23 protein-coding genes and 1 tRNA gene are annotated in these 26,611 nt (G+C 54.7%); 12 read left to right on the forward strand and 12 right to left on the reverse strand.

Annotated features, from left to right (window positions below; translation table 11 throughout):
* Positions 1-25 precede the first annotated feature (25 nt).
* The 5 genes from AAGQ96_RS13335 to AAGQ96_RS13355 form a co-directional block, all read right to left on the reverse strand.
* Positions 26-1,630, reverse strand: a complete 1,605-nt coding sequence (locus AAGQ96_RS13335) for an ABC transporter substrate-binding protein (RefSeq protein ID WP_342753802.1) — start codon at positions 1,628-1,630, stop codon at positions 26-28.
* 28 nt (positions 1,631-1,658) lie between these two features.
* Positions 1,659-2,936 (reverse strand): FAD-binding oxidoreductase, encoded by a 1,278-nt coding sequence (locus AAGQ96_RS13340; protein ID WP_342753803.1) that lies wholly within the window; start codon positions 2,934-2,936, stop codon positions 1,659-1,661.
* Positions 2,937-2,958: 22 nt separating this feature from the next.
* Complete coding sequence (locus AAGQ96_RS13345; RefSeq protein WP_147198688.1) at positions 2,959-3,627, reverse strand: haloacid dehalogenase type II; 669 nt, start codon at positions 3,625-3,627, stop codon at positions 2,959-2,961.
* A gap of 24 nt (positions 3,628-3,651) precedes the next feature.
* A complete protein-coding gene (locus tag AAGQ96_RS13350) occupies positions 3,652-5,121 on the reverse strand; it encodes an aldehyde dehydrogenase family protein (RefSeq protein ID WP_147198689.1) in 1,470 nt (489 codons plus the stop codon).
* Between the two features lie 370 nt (positions 5,122-5,491).
* Complete coding sequence (locus tag AAGQ96_RS13355) at positions 5,492-6,949, reverse strand: NAD-dependent succinate-semialdehyde dehydrogenase (protein WP_147198690.1); 1,458 nt, start codon at positions 6,947-6,949, stop codon at positions 5,492-5,494.
* Between the two features lie 291 nt (positions 6,950-7,240).
* Here AAGQ96_RS13355 and AAGQ96_RS13360 point away from each other — a divergent pair, with 291 nt between their 5' ends.
* Entirely contained in the window at positions 7,241-7,513 is a 273-nt protein-coding gene (locus AAGQ96_RS13360) for a type II toxin-antitoxin system prevent-host-death family antitoxin (RefSeq protein ID WP_254446249.1), read from the forward strand.
* Positions 7,513-7,914 (forward strand): type II toxin-antitoxin system VapC family toxin, encoded by a 402-nt coding sequence (locus AAGQ96_RS13365; RefSeq protein WP_147198691.1) that lies wholly within the window; start codon positions 7,513-7,515, stop codon positions 7,912-7,914. Before AAGQ96_RS13360 ends, AAGQ96_RS13365 begins: the two co-directional genes overlap by 1 nt.
* A gap of 73 nt (positions 7,915-7,987) precedes the next feature.
* Here AAGQ96_RS13365 and cbl read toward each other — a convergent pair whose 3' ends face one another.
* The 5 genes from cbl to AAGQ96_RS13390 form a co-directional block, all read right to left on the reverse strand.
* Positions 7,988-8,947, reverse strand: coding sequence for an HTH-type transcriptional regulator Cbl (gene cbl / locus AAGQ96_RS13370; protein ID WP_147198692.1), 960 nt, complete (start codon positions 8,945-8,947; stop codon positions 7,988-7,990).
* A gap of 136 nt (positions 8,948-9,083) precedes the next feature.
* Entirely contained in the window at positions 9,084-10,001 is a 918-nt protein-coding gene (nac, locus tag AAGQ96_RS13375) for a nitrogen assimilation transcriptional regulator NAC (protein ID WP_147198693.1), read from the reverse strand.
* 378 nt (positions 10,002-10,379) lie between these two features.
* Entirely contained in the window at positions 10,380-11,408 is a 1,029-nt protein-coding gene (locus AAGQ96_RS13380; protein WP_147198694.1) for an ABC transporter permease, read from the reverse strand.
* A gap of 16 nt (positions 11,409-11,424) precedes the next feature.
* Positions 11,425-12,909 (reverse strand): sugar ABC transporter ATP-binding protein, encoded by a 1,485-nt coding sequence (locus AAGQ96_RS13385; protein ID WP_147198695.1) that lies wholly within the window; start codon positions 12,907-12,909, stop codon positions 11,425-11,427.
* Between the two features lie 13 nt (positions 12,910-12,922).
* The gene (locus AAGQ96_RS13390; protein ID WP_342753805.1) at positions 12,923-13,846 is read right to left on the reverse strand and encodes a sugar ABC transporter substrate-binding protein; all 924 of its coding nucleotides are present in this window, start codon (positions 13,844-13,846) and stop codon (positions 12,923-12,925) included.
* 504 nt (positions 13,847-14,350) lie between these two features.
* Between AAGQ96_RS13390 and AAGQ96_RS13395 the strand changes: the two genes are divergently transcribed.
* The 10 genes from AAGQ96_RS13395 (at position 14,351) to AAGQ96_RS13440 (ending at position 24,851) form a co-directional block, all read left to right on the forward strand.
* Positions 14,351-14,426 (forward strand) — tRNA-Asn (locus AAGQ96_RS13395).
* 529 nt (positions 14,427-14,955) lie between these two features.
* Complete coding sequence (locus AAGQ96_RS13400) at positions 14,956-16,089, forward strand: LLM class flavin-dependent oxidoreductase (protein ID WP_147198697.1); 1,134 nt, start codon at positions 14,956-14,958, stop codon at positions 16,087-16,089.
* Positions 16,086-16,940, forward strand: coding sequence for an ABC transporter substrate-binding protein (locus tag AAGQ96_RS13405; RefSeq protein WP_342753806.1), 855 nt, complete (start codon positions 16,086-16,088; stop codon positions 16,938-16,940). Before AAGQ96_RS13400 ends, AAGQ96_RS13405 begins: the two co-directional genes overlap by 4 nt.
* Positions 16,937-17,887: an aliphatic sulfonate ABC transporter substrate-binding protein gene (locus AAGQ96_RS13410; protein WP_342753807.1), complete on the forward strand. Its 951-nt coding sequence runs from the start codon at positions 16,937-16,939 to the stop codon at positions 17,885-17,887. Before AAGQ96_RS13405 ends, AAGQ96_RS13410 begins: the two co-directional genes overlap by 4 nt.
* A 23-nt stretch (positions 17,888-17,910) precedes the next feature.
* On the forward strand, positions 17,911-18,960 hold the full coding sequence (locus AAGQ96_RS13415) for an LLM class flavin-dependent oxidoreductase (RefSeq protein ID WP_147198700.1): 1,050 nt from the start codon (positions 17,911-17,913) through the stop codon (positions 18,958-18,960).
* Positions 18,961-19,275: 315 nt separating this feature from the next.
* Positions 19,276-20,937 (forward strand): ABC transporter substrate-binding protein, encoded by a 1,662-nt coding sequence (locus AAGQ96_RS13420; RefSeq protein WP_342753808.1) that lies wholly within the window; start codon positions 19,276-19,278, stop codon positions 20,935-20,937.
* Between the two features lie 53 nt (positions 20,938-20,990).
* A complete protein-coding gene (locus AAGQ96_RS13425) occupies positions 20,991-21,950 on the forward strand; it encodes an ABC transporter permease (RefSeq protein WP_033783607.1) in 960 nt (319 codons plus the stop codon).
* Positions 21,950-22,897 carry an oligopeptide ABC transporter permease gene (gene opp4C / locus AAGQ96_RS13430; RefSeq protein WP_168199679.1) on the forward strand — a complete coding sequence of 316 codons (948 nt, stop codon included), beginning with the start codon at positions 21,950-21,952 and terminating at the stop codon, positions 22,895-22,897. Before AAGQ96_RS13425 ends, opp4C begins: the two co-directional genes overlap by 1 nt.
* Entirely contained in the window at positions 22,894-23,874 is a 981-nt protein-coding gene (locus AAGQ96_RS13435; protein ID WP_147198703.1) for an ABC transporter ATP-binding protein, read from the forward strand. Before opp4C ends, AAGQ96_RS13435 begins: the two co-directional genes overlap by 4 nt.
* The gene (locus AAGQ96_RS13440; protein WP_147198704.1) at positions 23,871-24,851 is read left to right on the forward strand and encodes an oligopeptide/dipeptide ABC transporter ATP-binding protein; all 981 of its coding nucleotides are present in this window, start codon (positions 23,871-23,873) and stop codon (positions 24,849-24,851) included. Before AAGQ96_RS13435 ends, AAGQ96_RS13440 begins: the two co-directional genes overlap by 4 nt.
* A gap of 341 nt (positions 24,852-25,192) precedes the next feature.
* Here the strand turns inward: AAGQ96_RS13440 and AAGQ96_RS13445 are convergent, their stop codons facing one another.
* Both AAGQ96_RS13445 and AAGQ96_RS13450 read right to left on the reverse strand, forming a co-directional pair.
* Positions 25,193-25,957 carry an ABC transporter permease gene (locus AAGQ96_RS13445; RefSeq protein WP_342753809.1) on the reverse strand — a complete coding sequence of 255 codons (765 nt, stop codon included), beginning with the start codon at positions 25,955-25,957 and terminating at the stop codon, positions 25,193-25,195.
* Entirely contained in the window at positions 25,950-26,600 is a 651-nt protein-coding gene (locus AAGQ96_RS13450; protein WP_217363412.1) for an ABC transporter ATP-binding protein, read from the reverse strand. The genes AAGQ96_RS13445 and AAGQ96_RS13450 overlap by 8 nt, the downstream gene beginning before the upstream one ends.
* Positions 26,601-26,611 lie beyond the last annotated feature (11 nt).

Here is a 26,611-nt window from a genome sequence, read left to right on the forward strand (position 1 = left end):
TCAGGTCAGCCTGACGACGTGCTAATCAGGCGGTGAGCCAGGCAAACTCGTGGAAGCGGTAGCCCATCATCATGCCTGTCGGCCAGGCCTCCACGCCTTTCACCTTGTTGCTGTGACCGTCCAGCGAACTGATAAAGGTTGGGATCAGCGTGCCGCTGTGGTCATAAATCAGCTGCTGCATATCGCCATACATCTGTTTCCGCCTGGCGGCATCGCGTTCGCCGCGCGCGGCGACCACCAGCTGATCGAACTGCGCGTTCTTCCAGCCCGATTCATTGTTGGGCGCATCGGAGAGATAAAACTGCGAGAGCAGCAGATCGACCGTTGGGCGGGGATTAATTGAGCCGTAGCCAAGCGGATCTTTCGTCCAGTGCGTTGACCAGTAGCCGTCGTAAGGTACACGGCGAACCTGGAAATTCATCCCTGCCGAACGGCCCAGCTGCTGGATCAGCTGACCGCCTTCAACCGAGCCTTCAATATTCTGCGTGGTAATGATCTCGGCGCTGGCCCCCGCCATCCCCGCTTTTTTGAAGTGATATTTCGCTTTTTCGATATCCAGCGGACGCTGTGGAATATCTTTGTTAAACATCGGATGCCACGGCGGCACCGGCGTATCGTTCGCCACCTGGCCGAAGCCCTGCATCACGGTTTTCACCATGATTTCGCGCGGCTGGAGATACTTCATACCCAGCACAAAATCTTCGTTGCTGCCGGGCTTCATATCGGTTCGCACGATCAGGTTGGTGTACATGCCGGATTTGCTTTCCAGTACGCCAAACTGACCGGAGGCCCTGAGGCGTTTGACGTCATTGGAACTGAGCGTTGCCACCATGTGCAGATCGCCCGACATCAGGGCATTGATGCGGGCAGCCTGGTCGGTAACCCCCATCAGTTCCACCTCGTCCAGATGCGGCAGGCCCGGTTTCCAGTAGTGTGGATTTTTCACCCCAACCGTACTGACGCCTGGCGCAAAGCTCTTCAGCACAAACGGGCCGGTGCCGACGGCTTTGCTGAAGTCTTTCGTGTTTTCCCGCAGGATTAAAAACGGACTGGTGGCCAGCACCGTTGGCATATCAAAGTTCGACTGCGTGAGAACCAGCCTGATTTCTGAGGGACTGACGGCGGTGATGCTGGCGAACTGCTTCGCCTGGGTGATGGCCGTGGAGGCCACCGCCGGATCTTTATGACGATTCAACGACCAGATCACATCCTGCGCGGTCAGCGCTTTGCCATCGTGGAAGACGACGCCGGGACGCAGCTTGATCTGCCAGGTAATGCCGTCGCTGCTTTCAATCGATTCCGCCAGCGCGGGCGTAGCCGTCAGGTTTTTATCCAGCTCGGTCAGGCCGCTGTAGAACATAAACTGACGACAGTAATCCCCGCTGTTGCTGCCCTTAGCCGGGTCGAGCGTATCCGTCGCTGAGGCGTTGGCCACCGCGGCGCGTAATTTGCCGCCTTTCACCGGGGTTTCCGCAGCAAAGCTCATTTCCGGGAAGCCAACCAGTCCGGTGCTCATGATCGCGCCCGCTGACAGCAGCTTCATCATGCCTCGTCGCGTAAGAGACACCTCGGTAATGGCCTGGGTTAAAGATGGGTTTACCGGCTTAAATTCTTGACGAAATTTACTCATCTGCACACCCTCAATTCAAATTAATGGCTCAGGAGATCCGGTCCAGCGTTTTGTACCAGAGGCCGGCAACGGGTAAAAACCAGGGTTTGCCAAAGTAGCCAGGTACGGCAGGCCAGCTTTCGCGCTGCCAGGGATTTTCAGCGCTTTTTTCCGCTAGCAGATCGGCCATCACCCGGCCCATCCAGACCGACATCTGCGTGCCGTGGCCGCTGTAGCCCAGGGAGTAGAACACCCCTTCATGCTCGCCGGCGTGCGGCAGGCGATCCGCCGTCATATCCACCAGCCCGCCCCAGCAATAATCGATACGCGATTCAGCAAGGGTTGGGAAAATTTTGCTCATGCCTGCCTGCAAAATTTTGCCGCTGCGGGCATCGGAAGTGGGGCTGCTGATGGCGAATCGCGCCCGGCCGCCAAAGACCAGACGATGATCGGCAGTGGTGCGGAAATAGTTGCCGATATTCATCGAGGTGACGCAGGTGCGGTTATGGGGGATTAGCGCTTGTAGCTGCGCTGGCGGCAGCGGCTGCGTGACCACAATAAAACTGCCTACCGGAATAATGCGGCGCTGGAACCAGTCGAACGGCCCTGTGTTGGAGCAACCCGTCGCCATCAGCACTTTTTCAGCGAGGATCTCGCCTTTATCGGTGCCGACACGATGCTGGTAGCCGTTTACCCGCGTCAGGCGGGTGACTGGCGTGTGTTCATAGATTCCGGCACCGCTGCGCGCGGCGGCCTGCGCCAGCCCGATACCAAATTTGCCCATATGCATTTGACCGCCGCGCTTCTGGATCAGCCCACCGTGAAAAGCAGCAGAGTCGACTTCACTACGAACCTCATCCGCACCGACCAGCTCCACCTCGCGGTCCACATGGGTGCGTAAAGCCTCATACGTCGCCTTCAGTCCGGCAAAATGCGAGGCTTTACTGGCAAGCTTGATTTTGCCGCAGCGAATAAAATCGCAGTCAATCTGCTCATCGCTCACCAGACTTTGCACATAATCGACCGCGCTGGCGAAAGCGCGATAGTAGCGGCTGGCCAGCTCCACGCCCTGGCTTGCCACCAGCGCGGCAAAGTTCTGCGACACGCCGGTATTACAGTGGCCGCCGTTGCGTGCCGAAGCCTGGCTCATTACCGCTTCGGCTTCCAGCACCACCACTTTCAGCCCACTGCGCGCCAGATTCAGGGCCGCCGAGATACCGGTGAAGCCGCCGCCAATCACCACCACATCGGCGTGAGTAGGCAGATCGCCTGTTGCCGCACCGGTAAACGTGGGTGCCGTCGCCTGCCAGAAAGATTCGAGTTTCATCGCCCTGCTCCTGTGTGCCGGGTTACAAACCTACGACTGCCGCAAGGCCGCCAATGTCGTTGATTTCGGTGTAGCCGTAATACGGATTACCCGAATCGTGTCCACGGTTGACGAAGACCTTGTGCGTAATGCCCAGATCGTGTGCGGTCATCAGGTCGTAGCGCAGGCTGCTGGAAACATGGAGGATCTCTTCCGGCCCGCAGTTGAGCTTGCTGAGCATATATTCAAAGCCTTTCATCTGTGGCTTGTAGGCACCCACTTCTTCGGCAGTGATGGTCATGTGGATGGGCGCGCCAAGACGCGGCACATGGTTTTTGATCAGCTCGTCAGTGGAGTTGGTCAGCAGCACCAGCGGAAATTCCTTCGCCACTTTTGCCAGACCGGCAGGTACGTCAGGATGCGGCCCCCAGGTTGCGCAGGCGCTCATGATCGCCTCACAGTCTGCGGCAGTGCATTCCACGCCCCACTTATTGCAGGTGCGGTACAGCGCGTCGCCCACTACCTGAGGATAAAGTTTGAACGCGCCCAGCACTTCATCCATGCGATAGCGGGCAAAATCGGTGACAAACGCCGCCATTTTTTCCGGGCTGACCCGCCCGGCGAAGCGGCTGGCGGCCGCTCCGGCCATGTCGAAGTTGATCAAGGTGCCGTAACAGTCGAAGGTAATAAATTTCGGTTTAAACACAGCCATGACGCATCCTCTTCAGGTTGGTATTTAGAAGTCGATAAGTACGCTCTTATAACGCTGACAGGCTTCAAAAGCCTGACGGCCTAAGTCTTTGCCGATACCGGAACCCTGAAAGCCGCCGGTAGGAATGATGAAATCGCCCGAGCGGCCGTAACGGTTGATCCAGACGGTACCCGCTGCAATGCCGCGCATGGCACGTAAAGCGCGATCGATATTTTTGGTATGAACACCGGCGCACAGGCCGTAAGTAGGATGAGAAGCCAGCGCCAGCCCTTCTGCTTCGTCATCGAAGATTTGCACGGTCAGCACCGGTCCAAAAATTTCTTCCTGCACCGCAGGGCTGTCCGGCGAGACGTTCGCCAGCAGCGTAGGCTGCCAGAAGTGGCCGTCACCGGTATCGGCAAAGCGCTTGCCGCCCACCAGGATCTCGCCGCCCTGGCGAACGGCCGCAGCAATAACCTGCTCGACTTTGCTGGCCTGACGGCGGTCAATCAGCGGCGCATAGCGGCTGTTTTCATCCCAGGTCAGACCGGGACGAAAGCCCTGACAGCCGGCAATCAGCTCGCTGATTAACGCATCGGCGATGCCGCGCTGTACCACCAGTCTGGTGCCTGCCACGCACGCCTGACCGCCGTTGGCGGTGAAGCCCCGCAGGATACGCGCGGCAACATCAGCCGCATCGCCGGCATCATCAAATACCAGCTGCGGACTTTTACCGCCCAGCTCAAGCGTCACCGGCTTCATGCCGTTATGGGCCGCGTCGCTCATAATTCGGGCGCCGGTCTGTGTCGATCCGGTAAAAGAGACTTTGCGCACTAAAGGATGGGCAACGAGGGCGCTACCGGTCACCGCGCCGCTACCCTGCACGATGTTCAGCACGCCCGCCGGCAGTCCGGCCTGTACCGCCAGTTCAGCCAGACGCACGGTGGAATAAGGCGTCAGCTCCGAGGGTTTGAGCACCACGGCATTTCCTGCTGCCAGCGCCGGGCCACATTTCCATGAGGCCATCGACAGCGGGAAATTCCACGGCGTTATCGCGCCAATCACGCCGTAAGGTTCAGCCACCAGCATCCCTAAGCTGGCGTCACGAGTTGGTAACACATCGCCGCTATATTTATCTGCACATTCGGCATAAAAACGGATCGCTTCGGCAGTAAACGGGATTTCATGGGCAGTTACGTCATGAATCGGACGCGTGGATCCCAACGCTTCAAGCAGCGGAAGCTGGCTGTCGGTTGCAATAAGATCGGCCCAGCGTTTCAGGATTGCGCCACGCTGCCGTGGCGGGCAGCTGCTCCAGCCGCTCTCTCTGGCTGCCCGATCGGCTGTAGTTACCGCTTCGTCGACCAGCGCGGCACTGGCTTCCGCCAGCTCGCCCGCATGGCTGCCATCTGAAGGCCGCTTTACGCTAAACAGCGCGCCCGAATCGGTACGCAGTTCACCCAAAATGTAGTGACCAGCAGGTAAAGCAACTTTATCAGGATCGAAACTTAACATGGCTGAATCCTTATTTTTCGGCGAGACGAGGAAATAATTCACTGACGCCTTCAATGCAACATTTCTGCGGTACTTATTCACTTAATGCAGAAAGTATGCCAGCCAGTAAAAAAATTAAAATGCGTAAAAACGAGTGGAAAAAAATTTTATGCCGTAATCACCACTGAAAATCGCATGACGCCAGCCTCGATTTAAATTAATGATTTACAAGTTATTTACCGTCGCACCATTGCAGAGCGAAAAGAAAATAAATTGCACCAATAATGAGAAGCAGCATTGAAAATAAAAATGCTGGCGGATTATGTCAGCACAAAAAAAAGCCCACCTCAGATTAAGAGCGTGGGCTTTTTTAAATTTTAGCTTTCAGCGATTACAGACTGCCGAAGTGGAACGCTTTAATTTCCAGATATTCTTCAATACCGTGATGGGATCCTTCACGACCGATACCGGACATTTTAATCCCACCGAAGGGTGCAACCTCCAGCGAAATGGCGCCCGTATTATAGCCGACCATGCCAAACTCCAGCGCTTCACCCACACGCCACGCCCGGCGCATATCTTCCGTGAAGAAGTAGGCGCCGAGGCCATAAGGCGTTTCGTTTGCCATCGCAATGGCTTCTTCTTCGTGGTCGAAGACAAACAGCGGCGCGACCGGGCCAAAGGTTTCCTCATGGGCAATACGCATTTCAGCGGTCACGTCGCCCAGCACCGTCGGCGCAACAAACGTGCCCTCTGCGCGACTGATGCCGCCGGTCAGCACGCTTGCGCCAAGGCTGACAGCATCTTCGATATGCGCATTCACTTTACTGACTGCCGCCGCGTTGATTAATGGGCCCAGCGTGCTTCCTTCGCTAAAGCCGTCACCCACTCTCAGCTTCGCGACTTCCGCTAATAACCGTTCGACAAAGCGAGGATAGATGCCGCGCTGCACAAGAATGCGGTTGGCACAGACGCACGTTTGCCCGGCGTTGCGGAATTTACTGACCATGACACCGGCAATGGCGATATCCAGATCGGCGTCATCAAAGACGATCAGCGGCGCGTTACCGCCCAGCTCCAGACTGAGGCGTTTAATACTCCCGGCACTCTGCTGCATCAGCAGTTGGCCGACGCGGGTCGAACCGGTGAAGGAAATTTTACGCACTTTACGGCTGTCGGTTAGCGTAGCGCCAATTTCCTGCGGCAGCCCGGTGAGAACTTGCAGCACGCCAGCCGGGAAGCCCGCTTTTTCCGCCAGTGCCATCAGCGCCAGCGCCGACAGCGGCGTCAGTTCTGAAGGCTTGACGATGATGGGGCAGCCTGCCGCCAGCGCTGGCGCAACTTTTCGGGTGATCATCGCAATCGGAAAATTCCACGGCGTGATGGCTGCGGCAATCCCTACCGGCTGCTTGATGACCAGAATGCGGCGGTCGCTGGCGGGTGCCGGGATCGTTTCACCGTAAATGCGCCGGGCTTCTTCGGCAAACCATTTAACAAAGCTGGCACCGTACAGCACTTCCCCTTTTGCTTCGGCCAGCGGCTTGCCCTGTTCCGCAGTCATTATCGCGGCCAGATCGTCGCTGTTATCGAGGATCAGCTGATGCCATTTTTCCAGCAGCTGCGCGCGCGCGGCATTGGGCGTTTTTGCCCAGCCGTGTCGTACTGAATCAGCAAATTCAATGGCTCGCGCCGTTTCCTGTGCGCCCAGGGCCGGAATGGTTGCCAGGACTTCGCCGCTGGCAGGATTGATTACCGGCAGCGTTTCGCCGTTATCTGCCCCGAGCCAGCTGCCCGTAAAGCAGGCCTGCTGTTTCAGCAACTGCGGATCGTTCAAGCGTTGAGTCAACATATCATCCCCTCTGAGTAATCACTTTACTCTACCGGCATCGCTTCAGCGGATGCTGCGTTATGCGCAGAAGCCATGCCGCAGTCAGCAAGATTTGCGAGGCGAAACGAAATTTTATGCTGCAAGCATGTAAGACCAGATATTCAGCTGCGAGAAAGTTCACTAAAGATAAACGCAGCCGGAAAAAGGGTTTGTCGTTTCCCGGCACAATAAGGAAAACTCTCTCACGTCCATTATTTGTAAAGTTAGTCTAACCAACTTGACCAAACCATAAGTGAGGATTAAGGTGAAAAAATGTTCAATTCGCAGTGCGAGAGTATTATGGAAAAAATTAACATCTATGACGCCAAAACCCACCTCTCCAGGCTTGTGCAGGAGGTTGCCCGCACAGGTGAACCTGTCGTCATTGCAAAAAATGGCCAGGCGTTAGTAAAAATCGTTGCCTACAGGGAAGAGAAGCCTAAACGCCAGCTGGGTTTTCTTAAGGGCAAAGGCAGCATTCCGGACAATTTTGATGAGATGGATTGCCCAGAGATTCAGGATGCATTTGAGGGAAAATATTCGTAATGGAACTACTACTGGATACTAACATCTTGTTGTTTATGGCTTTTGCGCCTGAAAGGCTCAATGCGGATGTCACTGATTATCTGGAAGATACTGAAAACACTCTCTGTTTCAGCGCGGCCAGTATCTGGGAGATAGTGATTAAGCGTGCGCTAAACAAGCCCGATTTTTCAGTGAATCCTGCCGAGCTAAGAAACGGATTGTTTGCGGCTGGGCTGATAGAGATAGCGGTAAAAAGCGAACATGCCTTACTGGTCGCCGATCTGCCAGAAAAGCTGCATAAAGATCCCTTTGACCGATTGCTGGTCGCGACGGCAAAGCACGGCCGAATGCCGCTGGTCACTAACGACAGCAAACTTATTGCGTCCGCAGACGACTACATCACCCTTGTTTCAAACCGCTGAAGCATCCTTGCCGACAGGCTGCCGCACTGACGGACAGCCTTGTCGCTGTTGCTTTCAGGTGGAAATTTTCCGGTCAGATCTGGAAGTCGATAACCGGTTCAGGCACATCGTTTACTGACAGCGCCTGGCGTTTAATCTCTTCCAGCGAAAGATTAGCGTTACAGAGTTCAAGGAATTGCCAAACGTAGTTGCGTTGCAGCTGCCCGCGCTTCAGTCCCAGCCAGACGGTGTTGGATTCAAACAGGTGTTTGGCTTCCAGTCTGGTCAGGGAAGAGTGCTCATCCAGCTGGCAGGCCTGATCGGCCAGTACGCCCACGCCCAGCCCAAGCTCGACGTACGTTTTTACCACGTCAGAATCCTGAGCGCTCAGCACGATATCTGGCGTCAGTCCCGCCGCATGAAATGCCCGGTCAACACGCGAACGGCCGGTAATGCCCTGGCGGTAGGTAATCAACGGATAGCGGCTCAGTGCAGCCAGTGAAACAGGCTGTTCCTGCTCCAGTTCGTGTCCCTTTGGCACCAGCAGCGCATGATGCCAGCTGAACCAGGGGAAAGCAGCAAGAGAAGGGTTATTAACTACCTGCTCGCTGGCAATCCCGATATCGGCTTCCCCGGCCACCAGCATGGAGACGATTTCCTGCGGCGAACCCTGATTTAATTCAAGGCGAACGTTGGGATAGAGCGCGCGAAAAGCCTTGATCACTTTCGGCAGGCTGTAGCGTGCCTGAGTGTGCGTGGTGGCGATAGTCAGCACCCCACTGGATTCATTGGTGAACACGTCGGCCAGGCGACGGACCTTCCCTGCTTCATCGAGAATGCGTTCGGCAATATTCAACAGCGCTTTACCGGGTTCGGTCATACCGAGCAGACGCTTACCGCGGCGGATAAAGATCTCCACGCCCAGTTCATCTTCCAGATCGCGTATATGGCGACTGACCCCTGATTGGGAGGTGAACAGCGCATTCGCCACTTCGGTAAGATTAAACTCGCAGCGTGCCGCTTCCCTGATGATCTTAAGTTGCTGAAAATTCACGTGCGCTCCTCCCTCTGTTATCTGTTGGTTTAGGTCATGTTAATGACGCTTATTGATAGCAACAAATAATAAAAAGAGGTTTTATATGCTTTTTAGCGATAAAGAAGTGAGGCGCGCGGTGGCGCGCCCAACGAGATTAGCTCACTAACATCAGTTCGCGATCTTCAACCATCGGCTTGTTCAGCAGCGACAGCAGAATATTTTTTACGGCCTGGGCCGATGGAGAAAGAGGCAGGCGGGCGGAGACGTTTAGCGACAGCGGCAGATTCAGCGTCGGACTGTTAATGCGCGCCATCCAGGCGTTGGTAGAACTGACCAGCGCGCGGGCGGCTGACTCAGGCAGAACGGTCACGCCCATTCCGCTGGAGACGGCGGCGGTTAGCGTTGCGATAGACTCAATTTCACCGATGATTCGGGCGCTAAGGCGGCGCAAGGAAAATGCTTCGTCGACGCGCTTACGCACTGCGCTGTAGTCACGCGGCAGGAACAGGTTCATGGCAGCCACATCGGCCAGATCAACATTTTGTCCCGGGCAGTCGCTGGCACCAACCAGATAAAGTTCTTCTTTCATCAGCGGCGTGCTGGTGATCCCTGCCGTTGGCGCCCGGTCGTAAAGCACAGCCATATCAAGCTGGCCATTCATCACTTTTTCGTTTAGTGATGTGCCGCTGTTTTCGTGTAGATAAACCAGGATATCTGGAAACTGTTCACGTACGGTGTGCAGCAACGGCATGGTAAGCGATGAGGCTGCCGTGCCGGGAGCCAGCCCGATAGAGACCTGTCCATTCAGCGCCTGGCCTGCATTAATGACTGCCGTTTGTGCCTGTTCACACTGCCGTAAAATGGTACGGGCATGAGCATAAAGAATTTTGCCGGCTTCCGTTGGAGTCACGCCACGCTTGGTGCGGATCAGCAGCTGCTGGTCCAGTTCATTCTCCAGCGTCGCGACCTGCTGACTGAGTGCAGGCTGTGCAATATGCAGCACTTCTGCTGCCTGAGTCAGGCTGCCGATATCGACGATTTTTACAAAATACTTCAGTCGTCTTAAGTTCATTTTGCCTCCGTCACGGATCCCGAATGCCATTGCTATGGCGGTAAGAAATAAGTTTTCTCTCTGGTACGGGAATGTTATTGCAAGCGTCATGCCAGAAGTTGCCAAATAAGCACCCGGCAATGCGTAAGGTCGCTAACAGGCGGTTTAATAAGAGAATCTGATTATCACCGGGGGAGTAATCAATTTTATTCATAGTGTGGAGGAAAAGGCGCAACATGGGTCTGCACTGCGATGGTGCGAAAAATGCTATCAGGGTGTGCATGTTAACGTTTACACCTGCGCGTTTGTGTAACCTCTCTGCCCGGAAACCGACCTTTTGGCGTTGAAAAGCTCATGAAAGCCGGAGCACGCGCGTCTCCGGCAGACTTTCAGACAGGATCAGCGTTTTTTACGGTTGCGGTACATATCGATTGAAACGGCGCTGACAATGATGATGCCTTTGATAATGTCCTGCACGTAAGCGTCTACACCCACAAAGGTGAACCCGCTTTTGATCAGCCCTAAAATCGCTGCGCCGATCAGCGTTCCGGTAATCCGCCCTACGCCCCCCATTAAACTGCTGCCGCCGATCACCGTTGCGGCAATGGCATCCAGTTCGTACGACATACCCATGCTGGACTGTCCGCTACTGACGCGCGCTGCCAGCACCACACCGGCCAGCCCGGACAGGCCGCCTGCAATGGTATAGACGATCACCAGGTATTTATTGACGTTAATACCGGAGACTTTCGCCGAGGTCATGTTGCCGCCAATGGCGTAAACATATTTACCGTAGCGGGTATGTTTGAGCGCGATATGAAAGATCACCGCAACCACCAGGAAGATGATAACCGGCATCGCCCCCTGACCAATGGCCGTAAAGCTGTCGGAGAGAAAGCTGATGGGATTGCCCTGCGTATAGTACTGCGCCAGGCCGCGTGCCGAGACCATCATGCCCAGCGTAGCAATAAAGGGGGGAATACCGGTTTTAGTAATTAATACGCCGTTCACTACACCACAAAGGAAGCCAACCCCAATGCCCGCGACTATCGGTACAACGGCAGGCATATTGACCAGCGAGGGAAACATCGGCGACAGACTGTCGGAGGTCTGCGCCAGGCTGGCGGCCACTACCGCCGCTAAAGCAATCACCGAGCCTGAAGAAAGGTCGATGCCGGTGGTGATAATGACCTGCGTCACTCCAACGGCAATAATGCCGATAATGGCCACCTGTAAGATAATCAGTACCAGCCGATTAGGATTCATCAGGAACGACTGGTCGCGAACGTACCAGCCAAATCCTTCAAAAATCAGCGCGATGCCGATCATCACCAGAAAAATGCCGGTATCTTTTGGCAATTTACCTTTCAGACTGCTGATAAAAGAAGCCGAGGGCTGCCGCTCAGTATTCATTTTTACATCACTCATAACTTAACCTCACACCTTATTCGGATGCCAACGACAGTATGGTTTCCTGATCGGCTTCTTCTTTATTGAGGATGCCGGTGATGCGACCGCCGTGCATCACCATCACCCGGTCACTCATGCCCAGAATTTCAGGCAGCTCTGAAGAGACCATAATGATGGCGACACCGCGGTTCGCCAGTTCGCTAATCAGTCGGTAAATTTCCGCTTTGGCACCCACATCGATACCGCGCGTTGGCTCATCCAGAATCAGGACTTTTGGCTGAGCCAGCAGCCAGCGGGCAATCAACACTTTTTGCTGGTTGCCGCCGCTGAGGTTATTGATAATTTGATCCATCGTGGGCGTTTTAATATTCAGCCGGCGGATCTGCTCCATGCAATCTTTCGCCATCTGCATATGGCTGACGAAGCCCGCTTTGCTGCTGTATTCCGGCATGTTGACGATGCTCATGTTTTCCATTACCGACAGCACCAGAAACAGCCCGGACTTCTTGCGATCTTCGGTGAGAAACGCCAGCCCCTTTTCAATTGCCGTTGAAGGAGAATCGATGTTAACCGGCACGCCATCAATCAGGATTTCGCCGCCGTCCAGGCTGGTCATGCCAAACAGGCTTTCCATCACTTCACTGCGTCCCGCGCCAACCAGGCCGGCAACGCCGAGGATTTCGCCGCGCCGAACGCTGAAGTTGATGTCATGAAAAACATCTTTGCGATGCAGGTTGCGTACGGTCAGGACATCTTCACCGATATCATTATTGAATTTTGGGAACAGCTGGGTCAGCTCGCGTCCCACCATTTGGGTGATTAACGACTGGCGGGTATAGCTTTCGGTGGTATTGCTGGCCACCCATGCACCATCGCGAAAAACGCTTACTTCGTCGGTGATAGTAAAAATCTCATCCATTTTGTGGCTGATATAGATGATGGCTTTGCCCTGCTCACGTAAATCGCGAATGATGGCGAACAGATGCGAGACTTCTGTTTCGGTCAGCGCTGAAGTCGGTTCATCCATAATCACCACATCCGCATTCCACGAGACCGCTTTGGCGATTTCGACCATCTGCTGTGCCGCAATACTTAAATCCCCCACCTGCTGTTCGGGCTTCAGGCGGATATTCAGCTTGCTCAGCAAATCACGCGTTAGCTTGTTCAGCTTTCCGTGGTCGACGAAACCGTATTTCATCGGCTCGCGGCCCAGCCAGATATTTTCGGCCACGGTCATATAAGGCACCAGGTTGAGTTCCTGATGGATCATTGAGATCCCGGAACGTAGCGCATCCAGCGTGTCCTGAAACTGCACCGCCTCACCTTTAACCCGGATCTTGCCCTCATCGGGTCGATAAATCCCAATAAGGCATTTCATCAGCGTCGATTTACCCGCCCCATTCTCACCCATCAATGCGTGGACTGTGCCCGCCTTAACGCGCAGAGAGACATTATTTAAGGCTTTTACGCCCGGGAAAAACTTGCTGATCCCTTCGGCTTCCAGCGCATATGCGACCATATATCACCTCGGGTTATTTCTGATTCATGGTGGTGAACTTCGCCATATTTTCTTTGGTAATCAGCTGGAACGGGATATCGACAAGCTTCTGAGCATTTTCACCTTTCGCCAGTTTGACCGCCGTCTGCACCGCGCCTTCGCCCTGCCCTTTGGCATCCTGGAAAACGGTAGCGACCATTTTGCCGTTTTTGATCATCTGCAAGGCGTCAGGCGTACCATCCACACCGGCAACCAGGATGTGAGACGCATTTTTCCCCAATGCCTGAAGGGCACCGATGGCCATTTCATCATTGTTAGCCGCGATAGCCTGGATATCGTCACCGGCGGTCAGCCAGTTACTGACCACATCGACGGCATCGTTACGGGTGAATTTAGCGGTTTGCTGCTGGGTGATTTTCAGGCCGGGATAGTTAGCGATTACGGCTTTAACGCCTTTCGTACGCTCACGAGTAGATTCGTTCGCCAGATCGCCTAACAGAATGGCGACGTTGCCTTTGTAATTGAGGTTTTTCGCCAGCGCTTCCATTTGCAGACGACCGGCCAGCTCGGAATCCGAACCGACGTAGGCCATTTTGCCAGTCAGTTCTGCCGCGGGGCGACGGTTAACAAAGATGAGCGGAACCCCTGCCTTACTGGCCTGATCCATAATCGGCTTAACCGCGTTGGTATCGACCGGGTTAACGATAATGGCATCAACGCCCTGCCCGATAAAATTCTGTACCTGCTGTAACTGCTGAGCGACATCCCCTTTGGCATCTTCGATTTGGCCTTTAACCTGCTCTTTCTGCATCTCCTTTTGCATTGAGGTGCGAACTATCGTCAGAAAGTTGTCATCGAACAAGGCCATCGATACGCCAATCTGGAGATCTTTCGCCAGGCAGGCAACCGGTAACAGACACACTAACAGCGATGCTAAAATCTTGTGTTTCACGTTCATGGCAGGGCCCTTTTATCGTTAGCATGCGCGGCTGGCTGGACCTCGAATGAAAGATATCTTTTACATTCACTCAACTTCACCGGCGACTTTATGAGAATCCACAGGTTTTAAAACGTCTTGCAAGCGTCGCTACAGAGCGAGTGATCTTACATTTAATCTTTTTTAATCAATGAATTAAATTCAAAATGGCGTTTCACTTTTTGAGGCTTTTCTGAAGCTCACGGCAAGCCAGTTTGTTTGTTTCATAATTAACATGTTTGAAACATTTACTATGAAAGCACCGAAATGGCTGTTTTAAAAATGACAAATAACGAAAATTTGACAGACCTCTAACATCAGTGCGGCATTCGCATCAAAGTGGGATCTGGCGCATGAGATTGGATTTTGTTCATTCGGGCGGCAAAAACGGCAGATTGCTGGTTTTACAGGCGTTCAGACGGGAAAGTTGCAATCGCCCTTTGACATCCTGCGGGGCCATCGCTAATATTCGCCCCACTAACCGATTCCTCTGTAGTTCAGTCGGTAGAACGGCGGACTGTTAATCCGTATGTCACTGGTTCGAGTCCAGTCAGAGGAGCCAAATTCGAGAAGCCTGCTCAGGAAACTGAGCGGGCTTTTTTCTTTTCTGACATCTGTTCAAATGTTACACAACAAATGTTCAATGACAGTCAACACCACAGAGAATAACTCACAGGGAAAGCAAGCCGCGATGCGTCATCATTCTTTTATCAGGCGAAGCCTGTTCTCTCTTTAATAAACTCTGATTGTGATGATGCCAGCCTGAAATGGGCAAGCGGGTAACTGATACCCACCCCGGACAACATTGCCTGACAAAAAAGCGCAATCAGTATCTCCTGCCAATGATATCGACCTGCTGATGCCTTATTTAACGCCGTAAAGCGTCAAAATATGACGTTAAAGCGAATCACTGTTAATAACGAATAAACAACGCCCTTTAGGGTCGCGTTTATTTTAACAACATTCACAACCCGGGTTGATAAATAACCTTAAGCCTGGATATGGATAAACTTTGCCATAATTAGTATTTCCCCTCGCAATAACCCTTTGTTATTCCTTTGGTTCCTGTTTGTATTGCTTTGAGAACCACCGTGGAAATTTATTGGTATCTGACCGCGCCAGACGGTCATCAACCCTGGGCCGCCTCCGGCAGCCGGCAGGTCAACTACGCCTATTTCCAGCAGGTCGCCCGCGCGGTAGATCATCTGGGTTTTACCGGCGCGCTGCTGGCGACCGGTGCACATGATCCCTGGATTCTGGGGGCGTCACTTATTCCCTATACCGAACGCATGAAATTCCTGATTGCTATCCAGCCGGGTCTGATCTCACCCACCCTGCTTGCCAAAATGGCCGTGACGTTTAACCAGTTTTCGAAAGGCCGGGTGCTGCTCAACGTGGTCAGCGGTGATAAAAATACGCTGGGCGCTTACGGCATGCACCTGGATCATGATGCCCGATATGATCTCAGTGACGAATTTTTGCAGGTGTTACGTCCCCTGCTTAATGAAGAAAATGTCAGCTTCAAAGGGGAACACCTGGATATTGAGAACGCCAGGCTGGCATTGAGCAATGGCGGATATCCCCCGCCACCGCTGTGGTTTGGTGGCTCCTCTGAAGCGGCACAGGAAGTCGCGGCAAAGCACATCGACACCTATCTCTCCTGGGGGGAAACACCGCCGCAGGCCGCAGAGAAAATCGCCCAGGTGAGAGCCAGAGCCGATAAACACCATCGCCAGTTACGCTACGGCATTCGTCTTTATGTGATCGTGCGTGAAACCGATGAGCTTGCGTGGCAGGCGGTAGACGCGCTTTATGCCTCGATGGACGACAGCGCCATTGCCGCCCGGCAGCACCTGGCCCGCGGTTCAGACTCCGTAGGCCAGTCCCGTATGAGTGCTCTGCACAATGACCAGAAACCCGCCGATCCGCGCGAGCTGGAGATCTACCCCGGACTGTGGGCGGGCATTGGCCTGGTGCGTCCCGGACCTGGCACCGCTATCGTCGGCAGTCCGGAAACGGTAGAACGCACCCTGCGAGCCTATCAGCAGGCGGGGGTTGAGGTGTTTATCCTGTCCGGTTTCCCCTTACTGGAGGAAGCCTATCGCTTTAGCGAACTGGTGATGCCACGACTGTCACTCACCCCGCCGGATGACGCGGCAAAGAATACCTTTACCTGGGGAAATCTGTGGGATCGTCCGGTCGGAAGTGGAGATCCAGCGCAATGAAAATCCGTCTGGGAAGCCATCCCAGTAATCTCTCGCTGTTTATTCTGCGCCATCGCGGTGTCATCGAACCTGCCGCCAGAGACCGGGGCTGGCAGCTGGAATGGTTCGACTATACCCAGGGCGCACGCAGCGGCGAGTGGCTGGCTGATGAACAGGTCGATGTGGTTGGCACCGGATCAACCCCGCCGATAAGTGCGCAGGCCACCGGGCTGGACGTCGCTTATCTCGCCAGCTCGCCGCCTCGTAATAACAACTGCGCGTTGCTGACATTGCAAAGCAACGCTATCTCCTCGCTGCGTGGTAAGCGACTGACGGGCATGCCCGGTTCTTTCACCGATCATTTTCTGGCGCGTCTGCTGCAAAAACAGAACCTGCGCCGCACCGATGTCACCCTGCTGGACCTGCAGGGGCAGGATGCCATGACTGCGTTACTCAATGGCGACATTGACGGCTGGCTGGCAATCGATCCCTGGCTGACTCGTGCGTTACAGATAAAGGATGTCGTTGCGCGCTCCGCCGTCGGCGATGAAATCATTAACCGTTCACTGTTCTGGACGCGTGCCGCCTGGCAGCAACGCTACCCCGAAGTCGCCGCCTGGATCGTGAAACAGTTGCGCGTAAATGATGCCTGGATTGAGCAGCATCCGGTAGCCGCCGCGCAGATTCTTGCCGACAAGCTCAACCCGGCCATCCTGCCTGATGAGTGGCTGAAAACAATACGCGGGCGTCCCTGGGGTATCACCCCTGCCAGTGACGCTCTGTTAGCCGAACAGCAGCAGCAGGCTGACGATCTTTTTGCCGTGGGTTTCATCCCGATGGCTTTATCCCTGAACGCCAGGAGACAGATATGACCCGCTGGATACCCCGTACCGCTGTTGCTGCACTGATACTGTGTGCCGGGATGGCAATGGCGACTGAACCGCTCACGCTGCGCATTGGTTTTCTGCGTGGCCCCACGGACTTAGCGCTGGCTAAAGAGAAAGGAACGCTGGAAAAAGCGCTGGCCGCGCATCAGGTGAACGTCGTCTGGTCGGGCCCGTTTGCGGCTGCCGCCCCTGCTTATGAAGCGTTAAATGCCGGTTCAATTGACATGACCACCGGCAGCTCCACAGCGTTTGTTACCGCCATCGCTGCGGGTTTGCCGTTGCGTTTTTTTGCTTATCAGGCCATGCCCGCCGAAGGTGAAGGGATTGTGGTACGCAATAGCAGTGATATCCATTCATTGCAGGATCTGCGCGGCAAAAAGGTGGCGGTGAATAAAGGCGGGACCGGCGAGTATCTGCTCTCACGCGCGCTGGATCGTGCCGGGATTCCGGAGCAGGAGGTGACCAAAGTTTATCTCAGCCCTTCCGACACCGGTACGGCATTTGTGGGGGGACATGTCGATGCCTGGGCGACATGGGACCCCTTCCTCTCTCTGGCCAGACAGAGTTATGACGCCCGCCAGCTGAGTACGGGTCAGCAGATTGGTTCGGAAAATGCAGCAGGTTATTTCGTCAGCGAGGCGTTTTATCAGGCGCACCCCCAAGTGCTTAACTGGGTTTATGACGTATTGCAGCAAGAGAACCACTGGGCCAAAGCCCATCCGCTTGAGGCAGGTAAGATCTGGGCTTCACAAATGGGGCAGCAGGGAAGCACACTGGCGGCACTGCTGGGCAAGGTCAACACCGTTCCCATCACGCCGGTCGATGACGCCACGATAACCCATATCGGGCATATAGCCGACTGGTATAAGCAACAGGGTCTGATTGTCAGCCATCCAGATATTCGCCAGCATGTCGTCACGCTGACGCCTTAAAGCCCCGTTATGAGTAAAACAGAATGACGCAACCGGCTATCTCGCATATCTCGTTTCTGACACCCGGGAATTATCCTGATGATGCTCCGCTTCAGGGTCTTGAACAGACGTTGCAGCTGTTCGAACGCGGTGAACAGCTGGGTTTTAACGGTGCATGGGTACGACAGCGTCATCTGGAGCATGGCGTATCGTCAGCCAGCACCTTTCTCGCGGCCGCCACGCAACGCACCCGCCAGATAGAACTGGGCAGCGCCGTGATTCAGATGGGTTATGAGAGTCCATTTCGCCTGGCTGAAGATCTGGCGACAGTGGATATTCTCGCAAGGGGACGGTTGAATGTCGGCCTGAGCGCAGGCGCGCCCAATCATCTTGAGTTAATCGGTCATTCTGTCTGGGGTGATGCCTGGCAGCAGCAGGATTTTTCTTACCAGCGCGTCCTGACTCTGCGCGATAACCTGAGTGGCCGGTTCTTCGGCGATGATAATACGGTCATTCTCTCACCCGGTAATACGCAACGCCCGCGTGTTCAGCCCTTTGCCGCCGGTCTGGTCGACAGATTGTGGTACGGCGGAGGATCACTTCGCTCGGCGCGCTGGGCAGGCAGCCACGGGTTTAATCTGCTCGCAGGCAATCTCACCTCCGGTGAAGAAACGGACGATTTTTACCAGGCGCAGCGGGCACAAATCCAGCTGTATCGTGAAAACCTTGCGGCTTCCGGTCGGCGTGCGGCGCGCATCGCCCTGGGACGCGTCATCATTCCCACCGACAGTGCGGATGCCACCACCCGCAGACATTATCAGCAGTTTGCCGCCAGCCGCTATCCACGCACTCTGGCACCTCAGGGCTCCCGACGCACCTTGTTCTCTCAGGATATCGTGGGCAGTGCGGAGCAGATTATCGAACGGCTGTTCCACGATCCCGTCTTACGTCTGGTGAATGAGCTGAGAATCGAACTGCCTTATGAATTGCATTATGCGGAGTACAGCCAGATTATTAGCGATTTTGCGACGCTGATTGCGCCAGAGCTGGGCTGGACAGCACTGCCGCATGTCTCACACGTTGGGCCCGACTGAAATCCACAATGAAAGTCAGCGGCAAATGTCCTTTCCGCGGCATTCCGGCTTAACGCGTTAAAAATAGCACGGACGTCCGGATTCGTAACCGCTCTTTTTATTGTGCCGTAACGTTGATCTGAGTCGCATTCTTGTAATAAAGAAAATTATTTCCAAGCTTATCCATAAATAACATAAGGACATTTCGTTATTTGTTATAGCGTTTGATTGTTAGACACCGGATCCGGGGAAGATTAATTTTCAGTTTTTGTAAATGAACATTGCCATTATATTTTTGAGGGATCTCTTTTGGTCAGTTTAATAAGCAAACAAAGCATGCAGTTCAGACTTAAAATAGCACTCTTCAGCAGTCTGGCAGCTTTCAGCGCCATGACGTTTGCCGACGATGCCCTAAAAGAGGGTATCACCCCGGCCACCGATTCCAGCCAGATTCCGGCAGCGGCGAAATTGCGCAAAGACACGGTGGTCGCGGGTATTTCTGAACCTCAGGGGATTTTTAACCCTTACTTTTTTGTCAACGGCTGGGATGAAAATGTCACCAACGTCATTTTTTCACGCCTGATTGACTGGGACAGCCACGGCAATCTGGTGCCGGGTCTGGCGGAAAGCTGGTCGGTAAGCCCGGATAACAAAGTCTATACCATTAAGCTACGCCCCGATCTGACGTTCAGCGACGGCTCCCCACTCACCGCCAAAGACGTCGCCTTTACCCTTACCGTCCTGTACGACCCGAAATATGATGGTGACACCGACATCACCCTCGCGAATATTGCCGGGGGCGCGGAATATAAAGCAGGTAAAGCCGACAGCGTCAGTGGCCTGAAAGTCATCGATCCCCTCACGCTCCAGATCACCACCACACAACCTGGCGCAACCACACTGGCAAAAATTGGCGGGCCGGTGCTGTCGGAAGCTTATTACGGCAAAGGCTATCAGCGTGGCAATCTTGACTATCTGCGCACCCTGCATGGCAAACCGCTGGGCAATGGCCCCTATGTCTATGACAAATACATCCCCGGGCAGGAAATTCGTTTTCATGCCAATAGCCACTTTTATCGTGGCACACCGCCAACGCCTCGTTTTATTTATCGCGTCACTAACCCCTCAACCAATTTCCAGTTGTTCCAGACCGGTGAAACGGATTACGACGCCTTTACTTCACGACCGGATGATATTGAACAGCTGAAACTGCTCGGCTTTGCCAATATCAACCTCTACGGGTCCAGTGATTACAGTAAAGTCGAGTTCAACGTTCGCCGCCCGGCGTTGCAGGACTCGAAGGTGCGTCAGGCGCTGATTTATGGGCTGGATCGTCAGAAGCTAATCGATGTGGTGTACCAGGGGTATGGCAAGGTTGCCATCGAACCTATCGCGCCCATCTCCTGGGCATATAACCCGGATGGCGTGAATCCCTACAAATACGATCCGGCACAGGCGAAAAAATTGCTTGATGAGGCGGGCTGGAAACCCGGTTCCGATGGTATTCGCGTAAAGGACGGCAAACGTCTTGAACTGACCTTACTGGCAAGCAAAAAAGTGCTGAACGACGCGCTCATCCCGATCGCCAAAGAGGACTGGCAACAAATTGGCGTGCTGCTGAAACCCCAGGTGGTGGACTTCAATGCGCTGATGGCCCAGCGCAAAGCGGGCAATTACGACCTGGCGTCCTTTAGTACCAGCACGTTAAACGATCCGCATGACGGGGTATGGGATTACTACAGCACCGAGGCTAAGGAGTCCGGCTATAACAATCCTCAGGTGGATAAGCTGATTAATGAAGGCAATGCAGTGCTGGATGTGGCACAGCGCAAACCGATTTACCACCAGCTGTACAAAGTGCTGGCAGATGACCCACCGGTGATCCTGCTCGGCTATCGCCAGATTCTCTCCGCCAGCAGCGCCCGCGTGACCGGCTTTAAACCGGATATCTATAACGGCCTGACCGGCAGTCTGCCGGACGTCAAAATCGTTAAGTAACCTTGCCCACTGTTCAGCCGTCGGGACTTCCTGACGGCTGATATGAGAAGACCATGAGAAATTTTATCCTGAGGCGGCTGCTGAACACCCTGCCCATGCTGCTGTTTGCCTCTTTTATCATCTTTATGTTGTTTGCAAAGACACCCGGTGACTTTATTGATGGCAACGTGACGCTGACCGCCGCACGCGCGGCTGAGCTGAAGGCGATTTACGGCCTTGATCAGCCGCTGCTCACCCGCTATCTGCACTGGCTCGGCCAGCTGTTACGGGGTGATTTGGGTTTCTCACTGCAATACCAGATTCCTGTCACTCAGTTGCTCAACCAATACGTCTGGAATTCCTTCCTGCTCGCCAGTGTCGCGCTGGTGTTTTACTGGGGAATTGGCCTTGCCGCCGGTATTGCGTCGGCAATCAAACCCAACTCGTGGTTCGATCATCTGGTCAGCGTGCTGGTGTTTGCCGCAATGTCTTTTCCAACCTTTTTTCTCTGCCTGCTGTTAATCAAATGGTTCGCGGTAGATCTGCACTGGTTGCCGGTCGGCGGCATGACCAACACCGGCAGTGATGACAGCGGCTGGGCCTATATTGTGCAGGTGGCGGCCCACCTGATGCTGCCGGTGCTGGCACTGGTGATGTTGCAGGCGGGCAGCCTGACGCGCTATTTTCGCGCCAGCATGCTCGACGTCATCAAAATGGATTTTATCCGCACTGCCCGGGCAAAAGGTTTACGCGAACGCACGGTGATCATGAAACATGCGTTACGCAATGCGCTGCTGCCGATCATTACCCTACTCGGCTTTGAGCTGCCGGGATTGTTCTCGGGTGCCCTCATCACCGAAAAAGTCTTCAACTGGCCGGGTGCAGGACATATCCACATCGATTCGCTCGCTGCCCGTGACTATCCGGTGCTGATGGGTTTCACGCTGTTTCTGGCGGTATTAACTATCCTCGGCAATCTGCTGGCCGACGTGCTTTACGCGTGGGCTGACCCGCGTATTCGGGTGAGTTCATGATGATCAGTTCACTTTTTTCCACGCAACGCCGCCTGCGCAAAGCGGTAATACCGGCACTGGCCCAGGCCACGACCTCACCGTGGCGTCAGGCATGGCAGGCATTACGGCGCAATCCTCTGGCGATGGTGTGCCTGGTTTTACTGATTGTCATGGCGATCTGGTGCGTGCTGGGGCCGATCTGGTCGCCGTGGCAGAATGACGCCACGGATGCCCTGATGATCAACAAACCGCCAGGGGTGCAGCACTGGCTGGGAACCGATTTCCTGGGGCGGGACGTCTACACCCGTTTACTTCTTGCCGGGCGCATTTCGCTGACCATTGGCCTGCTGACGATGTTGCTGTCGGTGGCGCTGGGTTATCTGCTCGGTGCCGTATCGGGCTACGCGGGTGGCCTGACCGACAAGCTGATTATGCGTCTGGCCGATCTGGTCATGACTATTCCCAGCCTGCCGCTGCTGATTGTCGCCGGCGCCATGCTGTCGGAGCTCGATTTCTCTGCGGATGCGCGCATCTATATGGTGGTCATCATGCTGAGCCTGCTGGAGTGGCCTAAACTGGCGCGGCTGGTGCGTGGGCAAATCCTTTCGCTGCGCGAGCGTGATTTTATGCTGGCAACGCAGGTACTGGGGCTGTCATCACGTCGCCGCCTGTTTGGTCATCTGCTGCCCAATACCATCCCGATTCTGGTGGTCATGGCGACGATGGCTGTGGCGAACGCCATTCTGAGCGAGTCGGCGCTGAGCTATCTCGGTCTTGGCGTCGTCCCGCCGACCCCCTCCTGGGGCAATATGATGGATGCCGCCAATAGCCTGATCGACTTCCAGCGTCGCCCGTGGCTGTGGATGCCACCGGGCATCGCCATCTTTATCACCGTGGTTGCCATCAACGTACTGGGCGACGGCTTGCGTGATGCGCTCGATCCCCGCATGAAACGGAGCCAGAAATGAGCCAGCCACTGATCACCTTCGAACAGTTATCCGTCTCCTTTGCCGCCGAACAGGGGCGTGTGCAGGCCGTGCAGGAGGTCTCCTTTACTATTCATGCCGGACAGACCCTGGGTATTGTCGGCGAATCCGGCTGTGGCAAAAGCGTTACCGCCATGTCGCTGATGGGACTGTTGCCGCCGCAGGCCGCACGTATTGACGGCGGAGCCATCCGCTTCCAGGGGCAGGATCTGCTTACACTCAATCCCGCCAGGATGGCCGACCTGCGAGGCAACCAGCTGGCGATGATTTTTCAGGAACCAATGAGCGCCCTGAATCCGGTGCTGACCATTGGCGAGCAGCTATGTGAGCCATTGATTCGCCATCGGGGGGAATCACCTAAAGCCGCCTGGCAGCAGGCGATCGCGCTGATTAGCCGCGTCGGGCTGGCGCGCGCGGAGAGTCTGATGACCCGCTACCCGCACCAGCTTTCCGGCGGCATGCTGCAACGCATCATGATTGCGATGGCACTCAGCTGCCAGCCGAAACTGCTGATTGCCGACGAGCCAACCACCGCGCTGGACGTCACCGTTCAGGCCCAGATTCTGCGTCTGCTGCGCGATCAGGCCCGTGCCAGCCAGATGGCGCTGATGCTGATCACCCATGATCTGGGCGTCATTGCCCGGATGGCGGAGCAGGTAGTCGTGATGTATGCCGGGCGGGTTGTTGAATACGGCCCCACCGCAGAGGTACTGCGTAATCCGCTGCATCCCTATACCCAGGGCTTGATCGCCTCCCGACCGGTTCCCGGCGAGCGGCGACGTCGGCTCTACTCCATCCCCGGCCAGGTGCCGGACCTTGCCGCGCTGCCCGCATTCTGCGCTTTTTTTGACCGCTGCGATCGCGCCAGTGAAATCTGCCGGGCAGGCATACCGCCGCTGGTGGGTACAGCGCGGCAGGCCGCCTGTTTTCACCGTGAAAAAGTGGAATCTTTCGCATGAGTTCTGAATACATAATTGAAGTGGACGCGCTGAAGAAGCACTTCCCGATACGCGATGGCCTGTTTGGTCAGGAAACCGGGCAGCTTCGTGCCGTTGACGGTGTCAGCTTTCGCATCCGCCCGGGTACCATCTTCGGTCTTGTCGGCGAATCCGGCAGCGGCAAAACTACCGTAGGCCGCACAGTGCTGGGGTTACATGATAAAACCGCTGGCACGATTAAGTACCGGGGGCAGGACCTGTCGACGCTGACGGCGCGGGAAATGCAGTCACTGCGGCCCAAAATCCAGCTGGTGTTTCAGGATCCCTACAGCTCCCTCAATCCGCGTATGCGTATCGGCGATGCCATTGGTGAGGCGCTACTGGCGCATAAACTCTGCACCCGAGCGGAGTTGTACGACAGGGTGATCGCGGTGATGAAGATATGCGGGCTGGCTCCACAGCATTACCCGCGTTTCCCGCACGAATTCTCGGGGGGACAACGCCAGCGCATTGGCATTGCACGGGCACTGATTCTCAACCCGGACTTTATTATCGCCGATGAGCCAATTTCAGCGCTGGATGTCTCCATTCAGGCGCAGATCATCAACCTGTTTTCCGATCTGCGCGATGACCATGGCGTCACCTTCCTGTTTATTTCGCACGATCTCGGCGTGGTGGAACATCTTTGCGATGACGTGGCTGTGATGTATCTCGGGCAACTGGTGGAGACCGCCAGCCGCGACGCCCTGTTTAGTCAGCCGCTGCATCCCTACACACAGGCGCTACTGGCCGCCGTACCGACGCTCGACCCACAACATGAACCCATCGCGGTGATTAACGGGGAGATTCCGGATCCGTCACGGCCTCCCTCCGGCTGCCGCTTCTCGTCACGCTGCCCGCAGGCAGAAGCGCAGTGCCGTGAGACGGTGCCGGAATTACGTGAAGTGTCGCCAGGGCACCGGGTGGCGTGTCATTTTATTCAGTTTAACAAAGATTAAGCCTCACCAGACATCGCAAAGAGATGGCAATGGCGGTCACTTAATCTCAGTGATATCCGATCCCCAGCTTTGATCACGCTGTCACCCGGCAGGCGTCGCGTCAGCAGTTCTTTGATGCCGGGGATCTGATGATATGACAAGATTTCGTGGCCGGTTTTTTACACCAACACCGCATCAAAAATCAGGTAGTACAGCTTTTCATTGGTCAGAATGAGATGTTCAGGCCAAAACCTATTTCAGAAAATCGACAACCCAAATTAAATTTTAAATGAATTTTCATAATCTTCACCATGTAATTAAACACATTTGAATGCATCTTTTAAATACTCCCCAAGTTTAGATTAACGCTTTGTTAATACCTCCCAAAAAACAACCTTACGCTGCAGTATTTTTACAAAATGAGCACCACATATGCCTATTACCGCCAATAGCAACACACCAGAAAACATCGTTGACAGGCTCATATTGACGGAGCTGGAGGCAATTAAATATCCCAAACCCTGTTGAGCTGACAAAAACTCGGCAACAACGGCTCCAATTAACGCCAGTGAAACACCAATCTGTAATCCAGAAAATATTTCACTGGCAGCCGATGGAAGTTTCACATGAATCAATAAGTAAACTTTCGAAGCTGAAAATGCCCGGCAGGTATCTAACAATTCATTATCCGTGCGACGAATGCCATTTACGGTATTAACGAACAACGGGAAAAAACACACGAGAGTGACCAAGACTACTTTGGAGGCGATGCCAAAACCGCACCACACCAGAATAATGGGACCTAATGCGACTTTGGGCATCGCCTGCAAGGCGACCAGCAGCGGATAAACAAATCGTTCAAAGGTAGTGGATTCAGCCAGAACGATGCCGAGAGCGATAGCCAACAGACTTCCAAAGGTATAACCCAAGGCAATTTCACTTAATGTTGCAGCAATATGCGGCCAGATACTGGCATCCGCGAACCCCTGATAAAGGGCTAAGAACACCGCAGCTGGGCCGGGCAGAAGATAATCAGGAATAGCAAAAAGCCGTACCGAAAAGTCCCACAGCAGTAGCAGCACCGCCAAACTGATGGTCGGGCAAAGGAATGGCATAATCTTACGCATGAGTAAAATAGCTCCTCAAATGCTGGCATAACTGCATAAAGTCCCGGTCGGCAAGCGTTTCAAGCGTTCGCGGACGCGGCAACGGAATGGTTAAATCTTCAACCAGCGTGCCAGGCCGTGGCGACATCACCAGCACGCGGTCGGCAAGAAACACCGCTTCCTGAATACTGTGGGTGATGAACAGCACGGATTTGCGCTGCTGTTCCCAGATACGCTGTAACTCCAGCATTAACGTTTCTCTTGAGAGCGCATCCAGTGCCGCAAAGGGTTCATCCATCAGCAATAGCTGCGGGTCATGTAACAGCATTCGTGCAATACCCACTCGCTGTTGCATTCCGCCGGAGAGCTCAAAAGGATAGTTCGCTGCAAATTCCGCCAAGCCCACCAATTCCAGCATGTGGTAGGCCCGCAAGCGCGCTGGCACGATAGCCAGACCCAGTGTACGCGCCGGTAGCAGTACATTTTCTAGCACCGTTTTCCATGGCAACAGATTAGGCTTCTGGAAGACCACGCCGGTCTGTTTGCCTGGACCTGACAGGGGATGGCCGCCAAGGGTTATCTCCCCACCACTGGCGGGTAATAATCCCGCCGCAAGTTTGAGTAAGGTCGATTTGCCGCAGCCAGAAGGACCCAGAATGGCCACAAACTCCCCTT

The sequence above is a fragment of the Pantoea sp. MBD-2R genome, from assembly GCF_039134845.1.
GTDB lineage: Bacteria > Pseudomonadota > Gammaproteobacteria > Enterobacterales > Enterobacteriaceae > Erwinia.

What these genes read in the sequence shown, in the direction of transcription:
- AAGQ96_RS13335 (WP_342753802.1), bottom strand. Translation starts at nt 1,630, where the DNA reads ATGAGTAAATTTCGTCAAGAATTTAAGCCGGTAAACCCATCTTTAACC.
- AAGQ96_RS13340 (WP_342753803.1), bottom strand. Translation starts at nt 2,936, where the DNA reads ATGAAACTCGAATCTTTCTGGCAGGCGACGGCACCCACGTTTACCGGT.
- AAGQ96_RS13345 (WP_147198688.1), bottom strand. Translation starts at nt 3,627, where the DNA reads ATGGCTGTGTTTAAACCGAAATTTATTACCTTCGACTGTTACGGCACC.
- AAGQ96_RS13350 (WP_147198689.1), bottom strand. Translation starts at nt 5,121, where the DNA reads ATGTTAAGTTTCGATCCTGATAAAGTTGCTTTACCTGCTGGTCACTAC.
- AAGQ96_RS13355 (WP_147198690.1), bottom strand. Translation starts at nt 6,949, where the DNA reads ATGTTGACTCAACGCTTGAACGATCCGCAGTTGCTGAAACAGCAGGCC.
- AAGQ96_RS13360 (WP_254446249.1), top strand. Translation starts at nt 7,241, where the DNA reads ATGTTCAATTCGCAGTGCGAGAGTATTATGGAAAAAATTAACATCTAT.
- AAGQ96_RS13365 (WP_147198691.1), top strand. Translation starts at nt 7,513, where the DNA reads ATGGAACTACTACTGGATACTAACATCTTGTTGTTTATGGCTTTTGCG.
- nac (WP_147198693.1), bottom strand. Translation starts at nt 10,001, where the DNA reads ATGAACTTAAGACGACTGAAGTATTTTGTAAAAATCGTCGATATCGGC.
- AAGQ96_RS13380 (WP_147198694.1), bottom strand. Translation starts at nt 11,408, where the DNA reads ATGAGTGATGTAAAAATGAATACTGAGCGGCAGCCCTCGGCTTCTTTT.
- AAGQ96_RS13385 (WP_147198695.1), bottom strand. Translation starts at nt 12,909, where the DNA reads ATGGTCGCATATGCGCTGGAAGCCGAAGGGATCAGCAAGTTTTTCCCG.
- AAGQ96_RS13390 (WP_342753805.1), bottom strand. Translation starts at nt 13,846, where the DNA reads ATGAACGTGAAACACAAGATTTTAGCATCGCTGTTAGTGTGTCTGTTA.
- AAGQ96_RS13405 (WP_342753806.1), top strand. Translation starts at nt 16,086, where the DNA reads ATGAAAATCCGTCTGGGAAGCCATCCCAGTAATCTCTCGCTGTTTATT.
- AAGQ96_RS13410 (WP_342753807.1), top strand. Translation starts at nt 16,937, where the DNA reads ATGACCCGCTGGATACCCCGTACCGCTGTTGCTGCACTGATACTGTGT.
- AAGQ96_RS13415 (WP_147198700.1), top strand. Translation starts at nt 17,911, where the DNA reads ATGACGCAACCGGCTATCTCGCATATCTCGTTTCTGACACCCGGGAAT.
- AAGQ96_RS13420 (WP_342753808.1), top strand. Translation starts at nt 19,276, where the DNA reads ATGCAGTTCAGACTTAAAATAGCACTCTTCAGCAGTCTGGCAGCTTTC.
- AAGQ96_RS13425 (WP_033783607.1), top strand. Translation starts at nt 20,991, where the DNA reads ATGAGAAATTTTATCCTGAGGCGGCTGCTGAACACCCTGCCCATGCTG.
- opp4C (WP_168199679.1), top strand. Translation starts at nt 21,950, where the DNA reads ATGATCAGTTCACTTTTTTCCACGCAACGCCGCCTGCGCAAAGCGGTA.
- AAGQ96_RS13435 (WP_147198703.1), top strand. Translation starts at nt 22,894, where the DNA reads ATGAGCCAGCCACTGATCACCTTCGAACAGTTATCCGTCTCCTTTGCC.
- AAGQ96_RS13440 (WP_147198704.1), top strand. Translation starts at nt 23,871, where the DNA reads ATGAGTTCTGAATACATAATTGAAGTGGACGCGCTGAAGAAGCACTTC.
- AAGQ96_RS13445 (WP_342753809.1), bottom strand. Translation starts at nt 25,957, where the DNA reads ATGCGTAAGATTATGCCATTCCTTTGCCCGACCATCAGTTTGGCGGTG.